The 19,398-nt window shown below is 40.3% G+C and carries 17 protein-coding genes; 5 read left to right on the top strand and 12 right to left on the bottom strand.

What is annotated here, in order from left to right:
• Positions 1 to 86 precede the first annotated feature (86 nt).
• The 7 genes from NSS77_RS09120 to NSS77_RS09090 form a co-directional block, all read right to left on the bottom strand.
• A complete protein-coding gene (locus NSS77_RS09120) occupies positions 87 to 1,316 on the bottom strand; it encodes an aminopeptidase (RefSeq protein WP_342468512.1) in 1,230 nt (409 codons plus the stop codon).
• A 10-nt stretch (positions 1,317 to 1,326) separates the two neighbouring features.
• On the bottom strand, positions 1,327 to 2,466 hold the full coding sequence (locus NSS77_RS09115; RefSeq protein WP_342471244.1) for a DEAD/DEAH box helicase: 1,140 nt from the start codon (positions 2,464 to 2,466) through the stop codon (positions 1,327 to 1,329).
• Between the two features lie 191 nt (positions 2,467 to 2,657).
• Entirely contained in the window at positions 2,658 to 3,359 is a 702-nt protein-coding gene (locus tag NSS77_RS09110; protein WP_342468511.1) for an amino acid racemase, read from the bottom strand.
• The gene (locus tag NSS77_RS09105; RefSeq protein ID WP_342468510.1) at positions 3,356 to 4,576 is read right to left on the bottom strand and encodes an ATP-grasp domain-containing protein; all 1,221 of its coding nucleotides are present in this window, start codon (positions 4,574 to 4,576) and stop codon (positions 3,356 to 3,358) included. The genes NSS77_RS09110 and NSS77_RS09105 overlap by 4 nt, the downstream gene beginning before the upstream one ends.
• Before the next feature lie 180 nt (positions 4,577 to 4,756).
• Complete coding sequence (locus NSS77_RS09100) at positions 4,757 to 6,229, bottom strand: S-layer homology domain-containing protein (protein WP_342468509.1); 1,473 nt, start codon at positions 6,227 to 6,229, stop codon at positions 4,757 to 4,759.
• A gap of 191 nt (positions 6,230 to 6,420) precedes the next feature.
• Complete coding sequence (locus NSS77_RS09095; RefSeq protein WP_342468508.1) at positions 6,421 to 6,663, bottom strand: hypothetical protein; 243 nt, start codon at positions 6,661 to 6,663, stop codon at positions 6,421 to 6,423.
• Between the two features lie 62 nt (positions 6,664 to 6,725).
• Positions 6,726 to 7,412 (bottom strand): arginase, encoded by a 687-nt coding sequence (locus NSS77_RS09090; protein WP_342468507.1) that lies wholly within the window; start codon positions 7,410 to 7,412, stop codon positions 6,726 to 6,728.
• Positions 7,413 to 7,593: 181 nt separating this feature from the next.
• Here NSS77_RS09090 and NSS77_RS09085 point away from each other — a divergent pair, with 181 nt between their 5' ends.
• A complete protein-coding gene (locus tag NSS77_RS09085; protein ID WP_342468506.1) occupies positions 7,594 to 8,154 on the top strand; it encodes an FAD-dependent oxidoreductase in 561 nt (186 codons plus the stop codon).
• Positions 8,155 to 8,372: 218 nt separating this feature from the next.
• Entirely contained in the window at positions 8,373 to 8,813 is a 441-nt protein-coding gene (locus NSS77_RS09080) for a universal stress protein (RefSeq protein ID WP_342468505.1), read from the top strand.
• 44 nt (positions 8,814 to 8,857) lie between these two features.
• Here the strand turns inward: NSS77_RS09080 and NSS77_RS09075 are convergent, their stop codons facing one another.
• Complete coding sequence (locus NSS77_RS09075; protein WP_342468504.1) at positions 8,858 to 9,880, bottom strand: pirin family protein; 1,023 nt, start codon at positions 9,878 to 9,880, stop codon at positions 8,858 to 8,860.
• Positions 9,881 to 10,306: 426 nt separating this feature from the next.
• Here NSS77_RS09075 and NSS77_RS09070 point away from each other — a divergent pair, with 426 nt between their 5' ends.
• Positions 10,307 to 11,578, top strand: coding sequence for an IS4 family transposase (locus NSS77_RS09070; RefSeq protein ID WP_208650901.1), 1,272 nt, complete (start codon positions 10,307 to 10,309; stop codon positions 11,576 to 11,578).
• A 359-nt stretch (positions 11,579 to 11,937) separates the two neighbouring features.
• On the opposite strand, the gene ltrA is transcribed toward NSS77_RS09070, so the two are convergent.
• The 3 genes from ltrA to NSS77_RS09055 all read right to left on the bottom strand — a co-directional run bounded on the left by ltrA (position 11,938) and on the right by NSS77_RS09055 (position 16,294).
• A complete protein-coding gene (ltrA, locus tag NSS77_RS09065) occupies positions 11,938 to 13,194 on the bottom strand; it encodes a group II intron reverse transcriptase/maturase (RefSeq protein ID WP_342471167.1) in 1,257 nt (418 codons plus the stop codon).
• 574 nt (positions 13,195 to 13,768) lie between these two features.
• Complete coding sequence (locus tag NSS77_RS09060; protein ID WP_342468503.1) at positions 13,769 to 15,415, bottom strand: IS1182 family transposase; 1,647 nt, start codon at positions 15,413 to 15,415, stop codon at positions 13,769 to 13,771.
• A gap of 189 nt (positions 15,416 to 15,604) precedes the next feature.
• Complete coding sequence (locus NSS77_RS09055) at positions 15,605 to 16,294, bottom strand: hypothetical protein (RefSeq protein ID WP_342468502.1); 690 nt, start codon at positions 16,292 to 16,294, stop codon at positions 15,605 to 15,607.
• 227 nt (positions 16,295 to 16,521) lie between these two features.
• On the opposite strand from NSS77_RS09055, the gene NSS77_RS09050 reads away from it, so the two are divergent.
• On the top strand, positions 16,522 to 17,091 hold the full coding sequence (locus NSS77_RS09050) for a YitT family protein (protein WP_342468501.1): 570 nt from the start codon (positions 16,522 to 16,524) through the stop codon (positions 17,089 to 17,091).
• Positions 17,092 to 17,192: 101 nt separating this feature from the next.
• On the opposite strand, the gene NSS77_RS09045 is transcribed toward NSS77_RS09050, so the two are convergent.
• Positions 17,193 to 18,086: a DMT family transporter gene (locus tag NSS77_RS09045; protein ID WP_342468500.1), complete on the bottom strand. Its 894-nt coding sequence runs from the start codon at positions 18,084 to 18,086 to the stop codon at positions 17,193 to 17,195.
• Between the two features lie 172 nt (positions 18,087 to 18,258).
• Between NSS77_RS09045 and NSS77_RS09040 the strand changes: the two genes are divergently transcribed.
• Positions 18,259 to 19,323: a diguanylate cyclase gene (locus NSS77_RS09040; RefSeq protein ID WP_342468499.1), complete on the top strand. Its 1,065-nt coding sequence runs from the start codon at positions 18,259 to 18,261 to the stop codon at positions 19,321 to 19,323.
• The last annotated feature ends 75 nt before the right edge of the window (positions 19,324 to 19,398 follow it).

Here is a 19,398-nt window from a genome sequence, read left to right as displayed (position 1 = left end):
TCATTGCTTGTCCTCCAAAACCATCACAAAAAAAAATAACCACATCCTTCCTCCAAATAAGAAAGGATGTGGTTTGACACAAGACACTAAAAAGCCCAATTTCCATTTCTAAAGATCGGTTCCCGTGTTCCATCCGGTAGAATGCCGTCAATATCCATTTCGGCACTGCCAATCATAAAATCTTCATGGGTGATCGATACATTGATGCCCAAAGATTCCAGCTGACCTTCCTCCAAATCCCTGCCGCCTTCGTAACAAGTCGGATAAGCTTCCCCGATCGCCAAATGATTGGAGGCATTTTCATCAAAAAGCGTATTGTAATACAAAATATTGGATAATGAAATCGGCGATTCATGCGGCACAAGTGCCACTTCCCCTAAATAGGCGGATCCTTTATCCGTTTGAATTAATTCCTGAAGCAATTCATCACCGACTTTTGCGTGGGCTTCAACAATTTTCCCTTTCTCAAAAGTGAGTGTGAATTGGTCGATAATATTCCCTTGATATACAAGAGGTTTCGTATTGCTTACATAACCATTCACGCCATATTTTGAAGGGAGTGTATACACTTCTTCCGTCGGCAAGTTGGCGGTGAAGATCACCCCTTCCGGCGTTCTGCTTGTGCCTGTGCACCAAATATGCTTTTCTGGAAGTTCGATCGTCAAATCCGTGCCCGGCGCTTTGTAATGCAATTGGACATATTTTTTGCTGTTCAATTGACTTGCCCGCTGCTCCAAATTTGCGAGATGCTTTTTCCAATTTTCGACCGCATCCCCTTCACCGATGCGTACTGCTTTGAAAATGGCATCCCATAACGCATTGATTTGCTCTTCTTCCGGCAAGTCCGGAAATACTTTTGCAGCCCATTTTTTTGAAGGCACCGCAATAATGGACCAGGCGATTTCATCATTCATGATGGCTTTCCGGTAATTGACCAGCGCCTCTCCGCTTGCCTTTTGCTGAGCTGAAATTCGGCGTACAGGAATGCCGCTCAATAAATCCGGATCTTCTGCATCAATCCAAAGAAAGGCGCCTTTCCGTTCGATGCATTCATCCCGTTGAGCAACAATCCATTTCGGAAACTTGCCGAATTCTTCTTCCGCTCCATGCTCATAAAACGCACGGGTAATCTCTTCATCCGTCAAATTGACATGCACTATCCCGGCTCCGGCTTCGTAAGCTTTTTTCACAACCAATCTTGTGAAATCCAAAGTGTCTGTCGTCGTATTGATTAATAAATATTGCCCATTTTGAATGTTCACACCGACTTTCACAGCCAGTTCCGCATATTGTTCCAATTTTTCCTCAAAAGTCATGGCCATTCCCTCACTTTTTGGCGATGGTATTCGCATTTCCTTCAATTAATTGTCCTTTGTAGATCACCTTTTGGACAGGTTTTTGCCCTGCTTGCCGCAACAGCTTCTTATAATTTTTTTCATCCTTATATGAAAGAAGCGTCAGCACTTCCCCATCGGCTCCCGCTCTGCCCGTGCGCCCGGACCGATGCAAGTATTGTTCCACTGTATGCGGGAGATCCACATGAATCACATGGGTAAGTCCTTCAATATCCAATCCCCGTGCAGCCAAATCGGTTGCCAATAAAATGCGCGCTTCGCCTTTGCGGAAATCTTCCAAAGATTTTTTCCGCTGCTCTTTGCTCATGTCCGCATGCAACGATACCACTTTTGTATCCTTATATTTCAATTTCATTTCTTTCAATAACAATTGATCCAAATTGTTGATGAACGCAAGGCCCCGAACTCCTTCAATATTGGCAAGCCTTCTTAACGCATCCGTTTTGTCCCGTTCTTCCACTTTCACAAATGAATGAACCACTTTTCCGACTTTCACCATATCTTCCGGTTTGATTTGAATATTCAACGGATCTTTCATCATCCGGCTTGCAACCAACCGGATCTCGTCCGTAATGGTTGCTGACACCAAAACCACTTGCCGCTTAGGGGATGCACCCTCTATAAAGGATTTCACAATAACCCGATACTCTCTGCTCAATAATTGGTCACATTCATCCAATACGATGATTTCAATTTCTCTTAACTTTAATTTATTGGCGCGGACCAACTCATTTATTCGGCCGGGCGTTCCAACCACGATGGTCGGTTTTTTCTTCAGCTTTTCAATTTGACGGGCCACGTTCGCTCCGCCGATGAGCTGTTGAACGGTAATATTTGTTCCGGCACTCCACTCCCGGATCACTTCTACAATTTGCATGGCAAGTTCCTGAGAAGGTGCGACAATCAAACCTTGAGTACTTTTTTTCGAACCATCCAATTTATGTAGCATCGGAAGAACATATGCCAATGTTTTGCCGGAACCGGTCGGGGATTCCGCCACGATATCTTTTCCTTCCAACATGGCCGGGATCATTTCATCCTGCACTTTCATCGTCCGTTCAAACTTCCACTTTTGCTTCAATGTTTCATTTAATAATTCTATTACTGACACGTTTTTCCCACCTTCCCTTGTCAAGTTTACCACTTTTTCGTAAGGATTCATTCCATCGTTCCACCAATGATATTATGTAAAAAAGCATGGAGCCCGATAATGATGAAAAAAGAATTCGCCATTCGTGCCGGAATTGATATGTTCCATTCCAGCACGGTCCTTGAATACAAGCGAATTCTTTTACGTCCATTCTATTTCTTCACTTCATATCCGCAGCGGATGATTGCAGTTTCAGCCAATACCAGCAATGAATCGATATAACGATTCCCCAATTGCAAGTTTTTATTCACAACGGACAATTCTGTACATCCTAAAATGATCCGGTCGCAATCAAGGGCAAAAACCGCTTCTTCGATTTCTTTCCATTTTTCCCTCGATACGTCTTTTCCGGATTTCACATCATCATAAATGACGGACATCACAAGTTTTTGCGTATGTTCATCAGGGATGACCGGCTCGATTCCCTGTTCCATCAGCGCCTTTTGATACACCTTCGAAAAAATGGTGCCATCCGTCGCTAAAATGGCCACTCTATTGGCTTCAAGTTCATGTGCCCGTTTCGCCGTTTCCCTGATCATATGGATCACGGGTACAGGGGACCCCTGTTGGATTTCTTCATAAAAGGTATGGGCAGTATTGCACGGGATGCAAACCAAATCAGCGCCAAAGTCGGCCAGTTTCTTGGCATCCCGAATAATGACAGGCACCGGATTATCATTTGACTTTCCTAAAATGAAAGCTGTACGGTCCGGAATGGTTGTGTCGTTGTCAATAATCGTATGAACATGTTCTTGGTCTGTTGCAGCTTTTGTCAGGCGTACGATGGCTTCCCCAAGGAACATTGTCGCAAGGGGGCCGACGCCTCCGATGATTCCCAAAGTTTTTTTCATCATTCCGCCAAACCTTTTTTATTAAAGTATTTTTTATATTTTCGATAATAATTTAATTTGTTCAATGTCAATTTGATCCAACGTTTTGCATTCATATCGTAAGGATAGTAGAGGGAGTTTGTCCATTTTCCTTCGCGGATCAGTTTTTTGGCTTCGATTTTCAACTTCTCATTTGAAGCATACTTAAATAATACCCCTTTTGGAATGACGAGCCATAAATGTTTGTTATCCGCATAAGTCAGATCCTGTTTGATATTGAACACATAGTCGTCCGCTACATACTTCATCAGGTTGTATCCGGCTGCCGTCACGAAATAGCTTGAACGCCCATTCCGCAAATTGATTTCAAATAAATTGTATTCCCCGGTTCTAGGGTCCTTTTTCATATCGAAATTCGCAAAGCCGGTAAATCCGATATCTTCAAGGAAATAACGCACCCGATCCATCAATTCTTTGTCGTATGTGGTGATGATCGCCGCATAGCTTCCGATTCCTTCCGGCGAATGTTCCTCCAAGATCGGATTGCCCAAACACATCAACTTCACTTTTCCGTCTTTTCCTACATAGGCATTTAACACGCGCATGTAGGAATCGTCGCCTGGAATGAACTCCTGAATGATTAAATTGTCTTTATAAGTGGAGCTGTAAATGGCGTCCAAAATTGCATTTTTCTCATTTTCATCATGGGCGACAAACACTTTTTTCTTGCCTGGGAACTTGCATGCCCAATAAGCGACGGAATTGGAAGCTTTGATGATGATTGGATAATCGAATGGGATTTCAAAGTCTTTATAGTTTTCATAGCTGATAATCGTTGTTTTCGGATATTTAAAACCGTATTTTTCGCACATTTTATAGAAGTTTTCTTTCAATAAAATTTGATCCATCAGCGATTCGTCAATATATGGCACAATGAAATGCTTTTGTAGTTCCGGCTTATTTTTAATGATCAGTTTCGCATAATCATCCCCGCAAGCAAGAAGCAACAGTTTAGTGTCTTTGTATTTTTCCGCTATCTTTTCCAATGCAGGCAAAAAGACTTCCTGCTTATTAAAATTGTCCACTTGTTCAAAAAGGATGATTTTGCTGTCTTGCGTCGCTGTCAAGTGGGAACGGCCCACTACAAGGGACTTTATTCCATATGCTTCATGGAAGGCACGGGCCATTCCATAGGCATTCATATCTGAACCACATAATACTGGCAAAAATGGTTGAGTCATTGTTCCTTCATCTCTCTTCATCTATTCTCTTTAATCATTGCCAACAATTTTCTTGACTAAAATGAAAGTAGCATGAAATGGTATCAAAATCAATCATTTGGGCAAAGTAATATACAACTGTTATCTATGTTGAAACAATATTTATTTTGCAATATTGAAATCAATTGTCCATATCCCAAACTATTTATTTTCAAAATAAAAATCAATCGTCCAATAAGGGGTTGTACCATCAAAAGCAACCCCGGTGAAGGCATGGGTAAAACGTCCATACAAGATATTTTCCCGATGTTCCAGGCTGTTCATCAAAGCTTCATGGGCATAAATCGTATTATAAGCGCCAGCCGCTATATTTTCTCCACCGCCTTGGACAAAATTCATGCCATCCAGAAGCATCCGCTCCAAAGCGCTTTTTCCGTCGCTGCCGATATGGGAGACGAAATGGTTCCGCACCATATCCAGGCTATGTTTTCTGGCGGTTTCCCGGTATTGCTGCGCACTGATAAGCGGGGGGATTCCTTCAGCGGCGCGGGCCTGATTCATCAATTCCACCATTAAATTTTCAAAGCCTTCCCGCCGGTCTTCCACCCGATTATCTCCGTAATACCCTTCTTTTTTCTTTTCGTATTCCCTTTCAACCCAAAGAATCGACCTTACCGTGTCGCGGTTGTATAAATCGAAAAAGAACGTGACATATTTCCCTTCGATGAAATACATCGAATAGCCTTCATCTTTCAACAGTTTATACCAAAGATTATTTTTTAAAATCGCTTCGATTCCTTTTCCATATTGCTTTAAAACCTGGTTTTTGTCACTTTTCCCAATCGTTATCCCGAATAATTCTTTGCCTTTGATTGTGCTGTAAAAGCCGACGACTTCGTTGTTTTCGTTGACCCCTTCCAATTCCAATTGCTCATTTCTTCCGATTTGATGCCAAACAAATTCGTATTCCGAGTTGTAGCTGGCCAATACTTTTCCGCTTGCCTGCTTTCTTTCCGGAATTTTGCCGGCCGCAAGGATTTTATCATAGTCCGCAACCAGGATGGTTCGATACAGGAAACTGGCAAATTGGCCGTTTGTCACATATTGTTCAGGCATGAAATACCCGTTGCTTCCGGTTGTAATGCCAAGCCCGTATAATGTATAAATATAGTCATATGCCCAATGCCCTTTTGGGACATCCTGGAATAACCGGATCCATCCCGAATATTGCAAATCGAATGTATTCACCAAAATTTTGGCCAACTGGGCCCGGTATAAAGGTTCTTCCCCTCTAAAGCGTCCTCCGTCTCCATCAAATATTCCCGCTTCATAAGCCCAAAGGATGGAATCATAATAAGGATCCGACGGCGCTGCATCCTTAAACGGATCCCCGCTATAATCCCTGATTCCATGCAAATGGTCATGGAACAATGTATGGAGGATTTTGGCCGCTTCCTTGCGTGAAATACTTTGATTGGGATGAAACTTGTCATCCGTTTTATAATCATAGACGTCCAATTGATTCAAATAGTTGATTGCTTCATAGTGGCTGTCGGCGGAACCGATATCCTGAAAATGCTTTTCCGCTTTCACATCATGTGGAATAAAAACAAATACACAAGCGAGGAATAACAGATGGAGAAACATGGAGCCTTTCATAACCAAATTTCGCATGGAGGTCACACTCCTTCAAGTGCCCTGTATGATTCTATTATAAGAGTAAATGTTTATGTTTTCTAAGAAAATTTTGACAACTTGTGCACGAAATGATGATAAACTTACCAAATGGCGTGAAATGAAAAAAGGAAAAATTGAGCCTTCTCAATTTCTCCTTTTTCTATAGGGAAGACAGCTTTGTCCCCGCTTTAAGCGTTGTCAAAATGATGCTTTTCATCCGGCGATTCTTTGCGGAACAGTTCTTCCAATAACTCGTCCCCTTCCGCTTTCACCCGTTTATTGAGTTCATCCACCGGAATCGAATCCACTGTCTGCATATCCTCATGCAAATCAAAAAGGCTGATATTGTCTGATGGCACCCGGTCCGGTTTTTCTTCATATGGAATATCAGCAAATTTCTTCTTTGAATCCGGCAATGAATCTTTTTTCATATGCAACACACTCCTTTATGGTAGTATGTGTTGACGGTACCGCTTTATTCATCAATGAAGATTCATGCCATCATATACTCCAATTTTTGCGCAAAAGTCACATTGTTCGGGTTCCATTTTCTGATAGGACATTGATAGACTTTGTAAGGCAATCCAAGAGTTCTGACGAATTCCACAAATTTTCCATCAAACCAAGGCGGACTCCATGCCCCTGAACGGCAAATATGGATGGCGGCGGTTTTGATTCCTTCATACAAATCATCAAATTTTAAATATTGTATGTTGAATGCTTTATTGATTTCTTTAAAAAATTCCGGCTTTTCCTTCGTAAAAGGACTGTAGATGATATACGCTTTATTGATGATTCCATTTTTCAAAAGTTTTCCAAGCCAATTGGCACAATTGACTTCGAACTGCAATGAAGCAAGCCCGCCGTATCCCAGATCCGAATGGGCATCAAAAAGATACACTTCATCCACATTAAATTTTTCCGCGAATTTGTATGATAAAGCATGGGAATCCGATACATAAACGTTCACTTCTTGATCCCATCGGAAAAATTGTTTAATTTTATTCCAGAAAAAATCAACATCTTTCGAAAGGGCAAAAGATTTTTCAAAATCTTTTCCATAGGATTTGTATTGAAAATAACGCTTATACCATAAATCATTGATCGTTCTTTTATTTTCAACACTTGATGTTATTTCTTGATTTTCAGCGGATATGAAGTAGTCCCAGTCGATTGACAATTAACTTGCCACTGCAAACCCCTCCAAAAATCAAAAACTGTCGCTAATAAAATCGTAATACTCGATCAGTGGAATATCAAACAATCTCCTTAATTTTTGAAAAAAAAGCCATATTTTTAGAGTCGGTGCTTTTATTTTGGTAGAATTATAAATATAGAAGATTTTAGGAGGGATATGGCTTATGTATGATGTAGCAATTATCGGCGCAGGACCAGCCGGAGGAAGCGCTGCGATTTTTACGGCAAAAGCAGGAAAGAAAACGGTGATTTTGGACAGCGACCAAGGCGTAACAAAACGTGCAATGCTTTACAATCACTACGGCGTGAAAGAAATTACTGGACCGGAATTGGTGAGAACAGGAATTGAACAAGCTAAACATTACGGTGCTGAACTGATTGAAGCAAAAGTGACAGGCATTTCAAAAACTGAAAACGGATTTAAACTCCAATATGAAAATGGCGAAGTGGAAGCAAAACATGTCATCCTTGCCACAGGTTTTTTAACTGATCTGGCGGAAAGCATCGGACTTGATACGAAACCAGGGACTGAGCCAAGAGTAAAAACTATTTTTGATGTGGACGCAAATGGCAAAACAAATGTGGAAGGCATCTGGGCTGCTGGTACATGCGCAGGTGTGAGCGTCCATACCATCATTACAGCGGGTGACGGTGCGAAGGTTGCCATCAATGTCATCAGTGAACTGAACGGCGAACGTTACGTGGATCACGATGTGTTGAAATAATTTGATAAAATCTTGATAAGCCGAGGCGGAAAGAAGATTTCTGCCCCGGCTTTTTTCATTCCTTCAATTTCGCTTTTTGGAAACCCCGTTTTGCAATTTTTTTCATGAATCAGCATATTATCGATTTATAAACATAAACGGATGATTCTTCCACAATATTGCAAAATTTTTGTATGCGCTTTCATGATATAATATTTCCAACAAAAGGAGTGATTGGCATGATCGCGAATTATAAAAACATTTTAGTCGCTATGGATGGTTCAAAAGAGTCTGAGGCGGCTCTTCATGAAGGAATTAGGATTGCGAAAGAAAATCAGGCTTCTTTAAAATTGGTGACGATTATTGATACAACCCGTGTAGCAAGGGCAAAAAAATATAAAGAAATTTTGACGCGAAATCTTGAAGAAATAAATAAACGGATGGACCAATACCGCAAAGAGGCAACATCCCAAAACATAGAAGATGTTGAAGTGATCATTGAAAAAGGTTCCCCGAAAAAGCTGATTCCAATCGATGTCGCCGAAAGAGTGAATGCGGATTTAATCATCTGCGGTGCAACGGGATTGACTCCTGCTGAACAAATCTTTTTGGGATCTGTCACACAGCATATCGTCACTTCCGCAAAATGTGATGTGCTTGTCGTACGAAATGTGGAATAAGGGTTTCAAGCAAGGAAAGTTTCCTTGCTTGAAACCCTTAATTTTTATTCTCCCGGCTTTTCGATGATCCCATCCGGATATTTGGCAAATCTGCCCGCATCTCTATGATTCACGGGATCCGGTCTATCCCATTTCCAACCGCCAAATTTTGTTTTATTATATTCGGCAAAAGTCGCATAAATTTCTTCCTTTTTATTCATCACAAAAGGACCGAATTGAGCAACGGGCTCATTGATCGGCTCACCTTCCAATACAAGGATGGAACTGTATTGATCTCCGTTTTGGATAACAATCTCTTCGTCCCCTGCCAGTTTGCAGCGATAATTCGCTTGTATCGCCGCACCATCAATTTGTATTGTTCCCCCTTCATAATAATACAAATTCCTATTGATGGTACCCGATACTTTCGGAAGAGTCATGATGGCTCCCGGCTCCATATGTATCAAATAAATCCCCACATGATGGTTATTATTTTTCGCCCAAGAAGCCATGTTCGGTTCCAAAGCCGTGATTCCATACATTTCCCCGGCAATCACTTTCACTGTTGTTTTGTTTCCATCGAAATCATTTTCAATAACCGGGATATCTTCTCTCCAAAACATTCGGTATTCCGGTTCCGCTTTTTTTCCTTTTTGATCCAAGTTTAACCAAATTTGAAACAATTCAAGTGGATTTGTCTGTTCCTTATTGACAAGCGGAAACATTTCAGAATGCTGGCATCCTTTCCCCGCAGTCAACCATTGGACATCGCCGCTTGCATATCGGCAAACAGACCCCCTGGAATCGAAGTGATCAACTACCCCTTGCAGAACGATTGTGACTGTTTCATACCCTTTGTGAGGATGAACGGGAAATCCGGGAATCGCCTTTCCATGGTACATACGAAAGCCATCCTTTAATTTAAAATCTTCCCCCAGGTCCCGTCCTTCCAGCAGTTCCGCGTCTACTCCCTGCTCTTCGTTGCCCGGCGGATACATGTCTTTGTGATATGCAGTCAAAATAAAAGGGCTTTCTGTAGTCCATTGCGTTCCCAATTTTTGCAACCCGATAATTTTTCTGTTTTGCATGAATGTCACCTCACACCTCGTCTGTTCTAATTCCATACTAGCAAATTTTGACTTTGATAAAAAATTAAAAATCGTACAAAATAATGAAATGAGGCTGGGACATAACTAATAAAGTGAACGAGCTGCAAAAAGAATTTTTGTAAAAAATTGATTGGAGTGACGGGGCGAGTGCTCCTGTCGCGCACGCTTAGTCGCAAAGCAAAAGCTTTCCTGCGACGAGCCCTCTCGAGACCCCGCAGGAGCGAAGGATTGAGCTCCGAGGAGGCTCGAGCCCAATGTCATCAACTTAACGTTACATTTAATGGAAAATAATATTTAATTTAACTTTTATAAAATTAGGTAATAAGCCTCTTGTAATTTTAAAAAGTCCACCAAAATCGTTTTAGAATCCAATTTTTGGTTAATAAAACGAGGATGGTGGTTTTTTTGAAAACAAAAAGTACTTTTTTAGGGGCAATTGAGATTACTCGAAAGTTGCTGAATGATGTGATGTTTATGCTTGAATCTCGGACAAAAGAAACGTATTTTACACGAAAAGAAAAGAAGTTAAATTTTAAAAATACTATTCTATTTAGCTTAAACTTTGTTAAAAAGAGCCTCCAAATTGAACTTGACGACTTTTTCGACAAATTTAATTTATCAGAAATTAGTATTTCCAAACAAGGCTATTCAGCCGCACGAAAAAAGATTTCTCCTCTCGCTTTTGTAAAACTTACAAAAGCGATTGTGAATTGGTATTATGAAGAAAATTCCTTTAAAACTTATCGTGGATTTAGACTTTGCGCAATCGATGGAAGTGTGCTCCAAATTCCTGATACTGAGGAGCTTCGAAATTATTTTGGGTATGGAAAAAATCATAAGACAAGTTATGCAAGAGCTAGTGCCTCTTGTATTTACGATCTTGAGAATGGAATCATTATTACTTCTAGAATCAATCCATATAAGGTAGCTGAGCGAGATAGTGCAAAGGATATGATTGAAGAACTCGTACAAATTGGATTAAAAAATGATCTTTTTTTATTTGATCGAGGGTATCCATCGAGAGATTTTATTGCCTATTTAGATGCCCTTGGTATCAAATATGTGATGCGATGTCAAAAAAATACGATAAAGGAAATTGTCGAAGCGAAAGATGCTGATCAAAACATTCATATAATACATAGGAAACAAGTGATTACTGCTCGTGTAGTTAGATTCCCACTGGATTCTGGCACGGAAGAAATACTTGTCACAAATTTAACCGAGGAAGAGTTTGATATCTCTGAGTTTAAATCTCTTTATTTTAAACGCTGGGGAATTGAAACAGAATATAATGATGTGAAAAATAAAATCGAAATAGAAAATTTCACGGGTAGTTCGAAAATCGCAATTGAACAAGATTTCTATGCATCAATATATTTATCGAATATGGTCAGTTTATTGAGAAATGATGCCAATGAAACAATTAATGAGGAGAGTAAGAAAAAAAGACGAAAACATGATTATCAAGTAAACACAAATATCTTAATAGGAAAATTAAAAGATAGGATGGTTCACTTATTATTAGAAGATTGTCCAATCAAAAGAGAGAGAATGTTTACAAAAATCATGAAAGTGATTATAAGAAATAAGACACCTATTCGGTTTGGGAGAAGTTACCCACGAAGGAATGGTCTGTCCTCAACAAAGTATCCCCTAAACCAAAAAAGGTGTCTATAAACAATACGTAGGATAAATATAACCTATTTGTTTATTAAATGTAAATAAATTAGGGGCTTAAAAAAATAAAAATTTAAGCCCCGGGCATCCTATTGCCTTTTTTAGCCGATTTTAGAAAATTATCAACACTTTGTAGGTTGAATAGTATTTTTAAAAGTAGACAACCAGATGGTTGCCTACTAACTGTAAATTATTGGTTGTATAAGTTTCTGACATTGGGCTCGAGCCGGGCCCGCGGAAAGCGTCCCCGGAACGGAAATCAATTTTCTTCAATTATCAATCGAGTAGGAGGGAGCGATTAACTCCCGTCCTCTCACACCACCGTACGTACGGTTCCGTATACGGCGGTTCAATTAAGATCATTGACGCAAGTTTTCATAACGAGCTTCAAGACTTTCCAACCCTTGGTTTCTCCAATAGGAGTTACCAAGGGTTCTGTGTAATATTGGACTATTTGAAATACGCCAATAACTCTTCCGAGTATTTCCCCATTCATACGCTTGCCATTGTGGTACGCCAAGCTGAATAAGGTTGCGTGTCTTTGTTTTCGGTTTCTTCCAGTTCTTCCATAGACACATTCGAAGTCTTCTACGAATCCATTTATCTAATTCAAGGAATATAGATTTGGTGTCTGCTAACGCAAAATATCCACACCATCCCACTAGATATTGATTCAGTTTCTGAATGCGGTATTCCATCGGGTAGGGCATCTTGCGTGATGTGATTTCACGAACTTTATTCTTCATTCGTTTAAGGCTTTCTTTTGCGATACGAACCTTTGGCTCTTTATGATAGGTAAAGCTAAATCCTAGAAACTTACGTTTCCATGGACGGTCGACCGCTGATTTCTTTTCATTTACTTTCAGTCGTAGTTTTCCTTCAATGAATCGTTGAATGCTTGCCATTGTGCGAAGTCCTGCTCGTTTACTTTTCACGTAAATGTTACAGTCATCCGCATATCGAACGAATTTGTGTCCTCTTCTTTCCAATTCTTTATCTAGTTCATCTAGTACAATGTTAGATAGTAGCGGACTTAATGGTCCTCCTTGTGGAGTTCCTTCTAATGTGCTTGACACCACACCATTAATCATGACTCCCGATTGTAAATACTTACGAATCAATTTCAGTAATGGTTTATCTTGGATTCTCTTCGCGAGTGTACCCATTAATCTGTCATGGTTGACCTTATCAAAGAATTTCTCCAAGTCCATATCTACAACCCATCGATGTCCATCTCTTATATATTCTTTCGCTTTCTTCACCGCATCATGGGCACTTCGGTTTGGTCTAAATCCGTAGCTGTTTTCAGAGAATGTAGGGTCATACACTTTTGAAAGTACTTGGGCGATTGCTTGTTGAATCAAACGGTCTGTTACGGTAGGGATTCCTAGTAAACGAACACCGCCGTCAGGTTTCGGGATTTCGACTCTGCGGACTGGCATTGGTTCATAAGTTCCCTTGAGAATTGCCTCCTTAATAGATAGCCAGTTTTCGACTATGTGCTGTCGTAGGTTTTGTACGGGCATCATATCTACTCCGTGGCTTCCTTTATTCTGTTCTACACGTTTTAGTGCTTGAAGCATGTTCTCCCGTGACAGGATTTGATTCAAAAGCATCGTTATTCTCCTTCCGTGAATAGCTGTTCTCTTTATGCCAGTGGTCACTCCACCCTCCAAGAGGTCCCCCACGGGATTCACCGCTTCCTTCCTCAAGTGAGGTACTACGTTTTCTGTGTTCATCATGACTCACTGAATGCCAAGGGCTATTCTCTCTTAATTGTTCGGTCCTTCTTAGTTGTTCTAGACCAACTAATACTATGACCTCTGCTGACTTCTGACGGTTCAGCTACTTATCACTAAGTAGGTTATGAAGCGTACTTCACCTATCCGCCAGACCTCCCCGGGTAAGTACATGCACTTTCACACCATCTATCCGCCTCATCTACTCGATATGACCTTCGACAGAAAGAGCTTTGTTTTGTTTTGCAAACTCACTCAATCATACCTAGCCTTATATGAGGTTCGTGTTCCTCGGACCGGTGTTTTGCCTCCAGCTTCCTTCAGATTCCGCGTCACCACGGACACCCTTGCTCTTGGCTAACCTCTACTTCTGTCTTCGGGGTTCGGGACTTACACCCTATAGTTCATGTACATGCCGGGCGCACAAAAAGAGGCTGGGACAAAACTAGCTTCAAAATAGGAAAAAGGAGAATTTGAGCCAACTCAAATTCTCCTTTTTCCATTTCTCTCCATTATTTTTGGTCAGTTGATCTTTGTTGGCCGTGTATTTCCGTAAATTCACGGCCATTAAGGCAATCCCCATTTCATTTTCCACCTTCGATTTTCCTCGGACGGAAAATCGAGTGAAACGCAAATTAGCCTTCAAGAATCCAAAAACTGGTTCTACGTCCATTTTACGTTGACGGAAAATAGAACCTGCTTTTTCTTCTGAAAGCTTCGCTCTTACATATTCTTTTTGTCGTTCCCATTTTTCATTCACCATGACTTTTCGGTGGTTGCCTTCCTTTGCTTTTGTACATGAAGAACGGAATGGACATCCCGAACAGTTTTCACATTCATAGATTTTCAATTCTCGTTTGAAACCGGTCTTATCGGTACGTACAGAACGATATCGGAAGGTTACCCGCTGCTGATTCGGACACGTGTAGGTATCACTTTCTTCGTCGTACGTCCAATTGTCTGGATGAAATGGGTTTTGTTTATATTTCTTCTTTTGTTCTTTCTCATACATGGTATATGGAATAAGTGCCTCACATTTTCGATTCGAAAGGATGTCCTCATAGTTCTGTTCACTACCATAACCAGCATCTGCGACAATATATTTTGGCAATGGAAAATAATGCTTCTCAATCTCATTCAAGAACGGAATCAATGTACGTGTATCGGTAGGATTTGGAAAAATGCCATAAGCCAGTGCGTATTGACCTTCTGTTGCGATTTGTACGTTGTATCCAGCCTTCAATTGACCGTTTTTCATATAGTCGTCTTTCATTCGCATGAACGTCGCATCTAAGTCTGTTTTGGAATAACTATTCCGTTCACCCAAGATTTCGAAGTCTTTTTGATACTTTTGTTTACGTAAAATCAAGTCAATCAACTGTTTGTACACTCGCTTCGGATATTTCCGTTCGCTTCTTAATGCTTTTCGTTCTGTGGCATCGGGCGATGCTTCTATCTTTTGGTCATATTCCGTAATCACTTCATCGACTTGTTGCACCATTTGAGCGAGTTCTTCAACGGACAGTTCTCCCTCATTTTCCCGCTCCATTTCAGGGATGATTTCCTTCTCTAACAGTTCGTTGTAGAGCTGATTGGATTTTTCAATTAAGCTTTTGTTGTATTTTTCAATGGATTTTTTCCACACAAAAGTAAATCGGTTGGCATTCGCTTCAATCTTTGTACCGTCAATGAAAATTGCTTCTTGATCAATTAATTTTTCTTCCACCAGTTGGCAACGGAATTGGACAAAACATTGACGAATTAATTCTTTTACTTCCGGATGCACACGAAAACGATTGATCGTCCGATAACTTGGTTCATAGCCTTGTGCCAACCACATCATCCGAATACTGTCCTTTAAAAGGGCTTCAATTTTCCGACCTGAAAAGACTGATTGGGAATAAGCACACAAAATAATTTTTAGCATCATGCGTGGATGATAAGCAGGACAACCTGTATTTCGAAGAAACGGCTGAAAGGCTTCATCGGGGATACTTTCAACTAAATGGTGAATGTGGAAGGCAATATCATTTTCTTGTAATTTTATTTCTAAATCTAGAGGCAAAACTAATTGATTCATGTTATAATATTTGAACATAAGGACACTTCCTTTGATAAAATTTTTTGGGGTAGATACTTAAATTTTATCAGAAGATGTCCTTATTTTTATTGAAAAAATGAAGAACAGCCCATGAAATTTCATTCCAACATTTCATGGGCTGTTTCCATTTTAGAGGAGGGTTTTGTCCCAGCCTCTTTTTATCTTTTGTCCCAGCCTCTTTTCCTATTAAGAATTCGGCTGATTCTTTCTGAACCGTTGTTGCGGTTGGAATCCGCTTTCTTCGGCAATTTCTTCTTTCACTTGTTGGATGTTTGTTCCAGCTGGTGTTTTGGCAGGAGCCGGGCTTGGCTGTGGTTTATTTGGACTTGCAAAACCGCTCTCTTGGGCGATTTCTTCCCTCACTTGTTGGATGTCCGTTCCTGCGGGTGTTTTACCTGGAGCCGGGCTTGGCTGTGGTTTATTTGGACTTGCAAAACCGCTCTCTTGGGCGATTTCTTCCCTCACTTGTTGGATGTCCGTTCCTGCGGGTGTTTTACCTGGAGCAGGGCTTGGTTGAGGTTTATTTGGATTTGCAAAACCGCTCTCTTGGGCGATTTCTTCCCTCACTTGCTGGATGTCCGTTCCTGCGGGTGTTTTACCTGGAGCAGGGCTTGGCTGTGGTTTATTTGGATTTGCAAAACCGCTCTCTTGGGCGATTTCTTCCCTCACTTGCTGGATGTCCGTTCCTGCAGGTGTTTTACCAGGTTGGCTTGGTTGTGAGAAGCTTTGATTCCCAAAGCCGCCTTCCTGAGCAATTTCTTCCCTCACTTTTTGGGGATTCGTTCCGAATGTTGAACTGCTGCCTTGAGCATTTTGACGTTTCACTTCTTCAATATTTGTTCCTGTTTGCGTAAATTGTTTATTGTTATTTGCCATCTTTGCACCTCCATAAGTGTTATGCCTTTATCATGCTAAATTTAATGTGAATTATTCATCATGGTTGCCGCTCATTTTCTTCCAATCATGAAAGCAGGCATTCCCGCAATTATTTCCTTATAAGAAACGGGCGAATAATCCCTTTCGAATCGGTGCAAAACAATTAAGCATTTTCTTTATTGTCCTTTCATACAATAGTGCATGTCCTGCTAGATGGAGGAATGTTCATGTACTATGTACAGAAGGGACTGGCCATCCTTCTTGGAAGCATTTTGTTATCCATCGGAATCAATCTTTTCTTGGCACCGAATGAAATATTGGACGGGGGCATAATTGGCCTCTCCCTTATTTTGCATTACCTTTTCCACCTCAAAATCGGACTGATGGTCATTGTATTGAGCATGCCAATTTTCATTTTGGCGTGGTTCAAATATAGACATTATTTTTATAACAGTGTCCACGGTTTATTAGTCTCTTCTGTGATCATCGATATTTTTAAGCCTCTTCGTTCCCTGTTGCACATTAACTCCTTCATCGCGGCAATTATCGGTGGGGTATTTGTAGGATTTGGAATCGGGATGATGCTGAGATTTGATACAAGCACCGGAGGAACCGATTTATTGGCCCAATTTATCAGCGACAAAACGAAAATCAATGTGGGCATCATTATTTTACTGATTGATTCCATTATTGTTTTAATCGGTGGAATTTTACTCTCCGCCAGCACATTGCTATTATCGATTATTGCGATTACGGTTGTCGGCATTACAACAAGTGCTGTAACCGGAAAATATTGACTTCTTTCCTTTGTTTTATTTTTTATACGGGAACAATCCAAAAAAAATCTCGGAGAACTCTCCAGGATTTTGCCAAAAGACCGTTTTTCCACCGAGATTCATCATTTTATTTCTTTAATATCTTCCAAACTTTTTCCTTTGAAAAAGTCCGGCTTTGTTTCCGCCAAAATAATGGCAGTTAAAATCAAGGCGGCTCCAATGATCATTCTTCCCGTCAACACTTCGCTTAATATGATGACGGAGAAAACCATTCCCCATAAGGCCTCTGTCGATAAGATGATCGCTGTTTTTGTTTCGCTCGTAAATTTTTGGGCCATTGTTTGGAAACAGTATGCAAGCGTTGTGGAGAAAATCCCCAAATACAAAGTGGAAAGTACCCCTTCCCATTCAAGGCTGAAATCGACTTCCCCCTTTGCCAGCACAAATAGCCACGCAAAAAGGGCAGCCGCTCCCATTTGAACAATTGTCAGCAATATCGGATCTTCATCTTTCACATATTTTGCTGTGTAATAAATTTGATAAGCGAAACCAAATGCACACCCTAATGTCAGAAGATCCCCCACATTGATGTCGGCAACGGACAATTGCAACGAAAGGAAGCCGATGCCGATAATCGCCAAAAATGCTCCCGACAACTCAAATTTATCGACTTTCCTTTTGTCCATAAAAAAAGCGATAAATGGAACTATGACTACATTGATGGCTGTAATAAAAGCATTTTTTGATGGAGTTGTATATTGCAAGCCGACCGTTTGCAGCAGAAACGCCAAATATAAAAGAAAACCCAAAATGAAGCCTCTCTTGATTGTCGATTTCTTAATATGTTTCAATCGATTATAAAATATGATACTCAAAATCAATACTCCAACAGAAAAACGGATAGCCAATATTTGATAGGGAGTAAAGTAATCCAAAGAAATCGCACTGAATGCAAATCCGCTCCCCCAAATAATGGCTGTTGTAAACAACATGATTTCCCCTATATATTTGCTCATAATTGCCTCCATGCAAAGTTTCACCCATACTATAATTTTATATTTTAACATGAAATTTCTTCTATTTTCTAAAACTTTATTCTTACAATTATCATAAATATGATAAAATTATTGACAGTTTATATTTTTCTTGATCGTTCGGAAAGCAATAGTTAGAAAGGGTGCAAACCTTTTGTTACAATCAATCCTTTCAAACATAGCGGTCATTTTGCTGATGCATTTAACGATGACTTTTATATTGGACAACCAGAAAAAAATCCCCCATCCATTAAGAATCGCCATCACAATTGTGCTGAGTTCCGGCTGTGCAATATCGCTTTTCTATTTGCCGATCCATTTACATGAAGGATATTTTGTCGATATGCGGTTCATTCCTCTCGTTTTCTTGGCGTATTTGCAAGGATGGATTGCAATTCCGGCGTTGTTGATCGCATCCGCTTGGAGATTTTTTATGGGTGGAAACGGGATGGTTCCGGGGATTATCTTCGGAATGGTGCTGCCAACAATTATAGCTCTTGCCTTCCATCCCCGTTCCCAATTGAAAAAGCATTATATCGAAAAAATTTTAATTATCCTTTTATGCTGGTTTGTTTGTGATTTTCCTATCATTTTTCTTGTTCCAAACGGCTTTGAAATTTTCAAGGAGACCGCACTGACCCGCGTTACCTCATTTGTTGCAACATCAGCCATTCTTTATATGTTCATCATGCAAGATCGACAAAGGAAATTTTTAAATAGCCAGTTGGAAAAAATGGCTGATGAAGACCCGCTGACAAAACTCGTAAATAAGAGAAAATTTTATGAAGTGGTCGAAGAGAAAACCGTTTCATTAAAACCTTGCCATTATATTGCCATGCTCGATATTGATTTTTTTAAAAAAGTGAACGATACATATGGTCATCTATTCGGTGACAAAATTTTAGCGGAAGTGGCGAATATATTAAAAAAATATGAATCCCATCATTTGGTTGCCGGACGATTTGGGGGAGAAGAATTCATCATTTATTTAGGGGAAACGGATTTGGATTCAGCCAAAAGCATATTGGAAAAAATACGCGAAGAAATCAAACACACTTCCTTCGTATATAGTAATGACACAAAGGTCAACTTGACCGTTTCCATCGGGCTGGCTGAATTAAAGGATGAAATCGACATATTGGAAGCGGTATATTATGCGGATCAAAACTTATATAAAGCGAAAAGCAACGGACGGGATTGCCTGGTCAGTCCAGTTTGAGATATGTGGATTGCAAAAGTCTAAACGGTCCGGACCGGTTCGTTTTTTGACTTCAGGGAAACATAAGAAATTTGA

The sequence above is a fragment of the Ureibacillus sp. FSL K6-3587 genome, from assembly GCF_038593165.1.
Classification (GTDB): domain Bacteria; phylum Bacillota; class Bacilli; order Bacillales_A; family Planococcaceae; genus Ureibacillus; species Ureibacillus suwonensis.
This window is presented reverse-complemented; position numbering and strand designations above follow the sequence as displayed.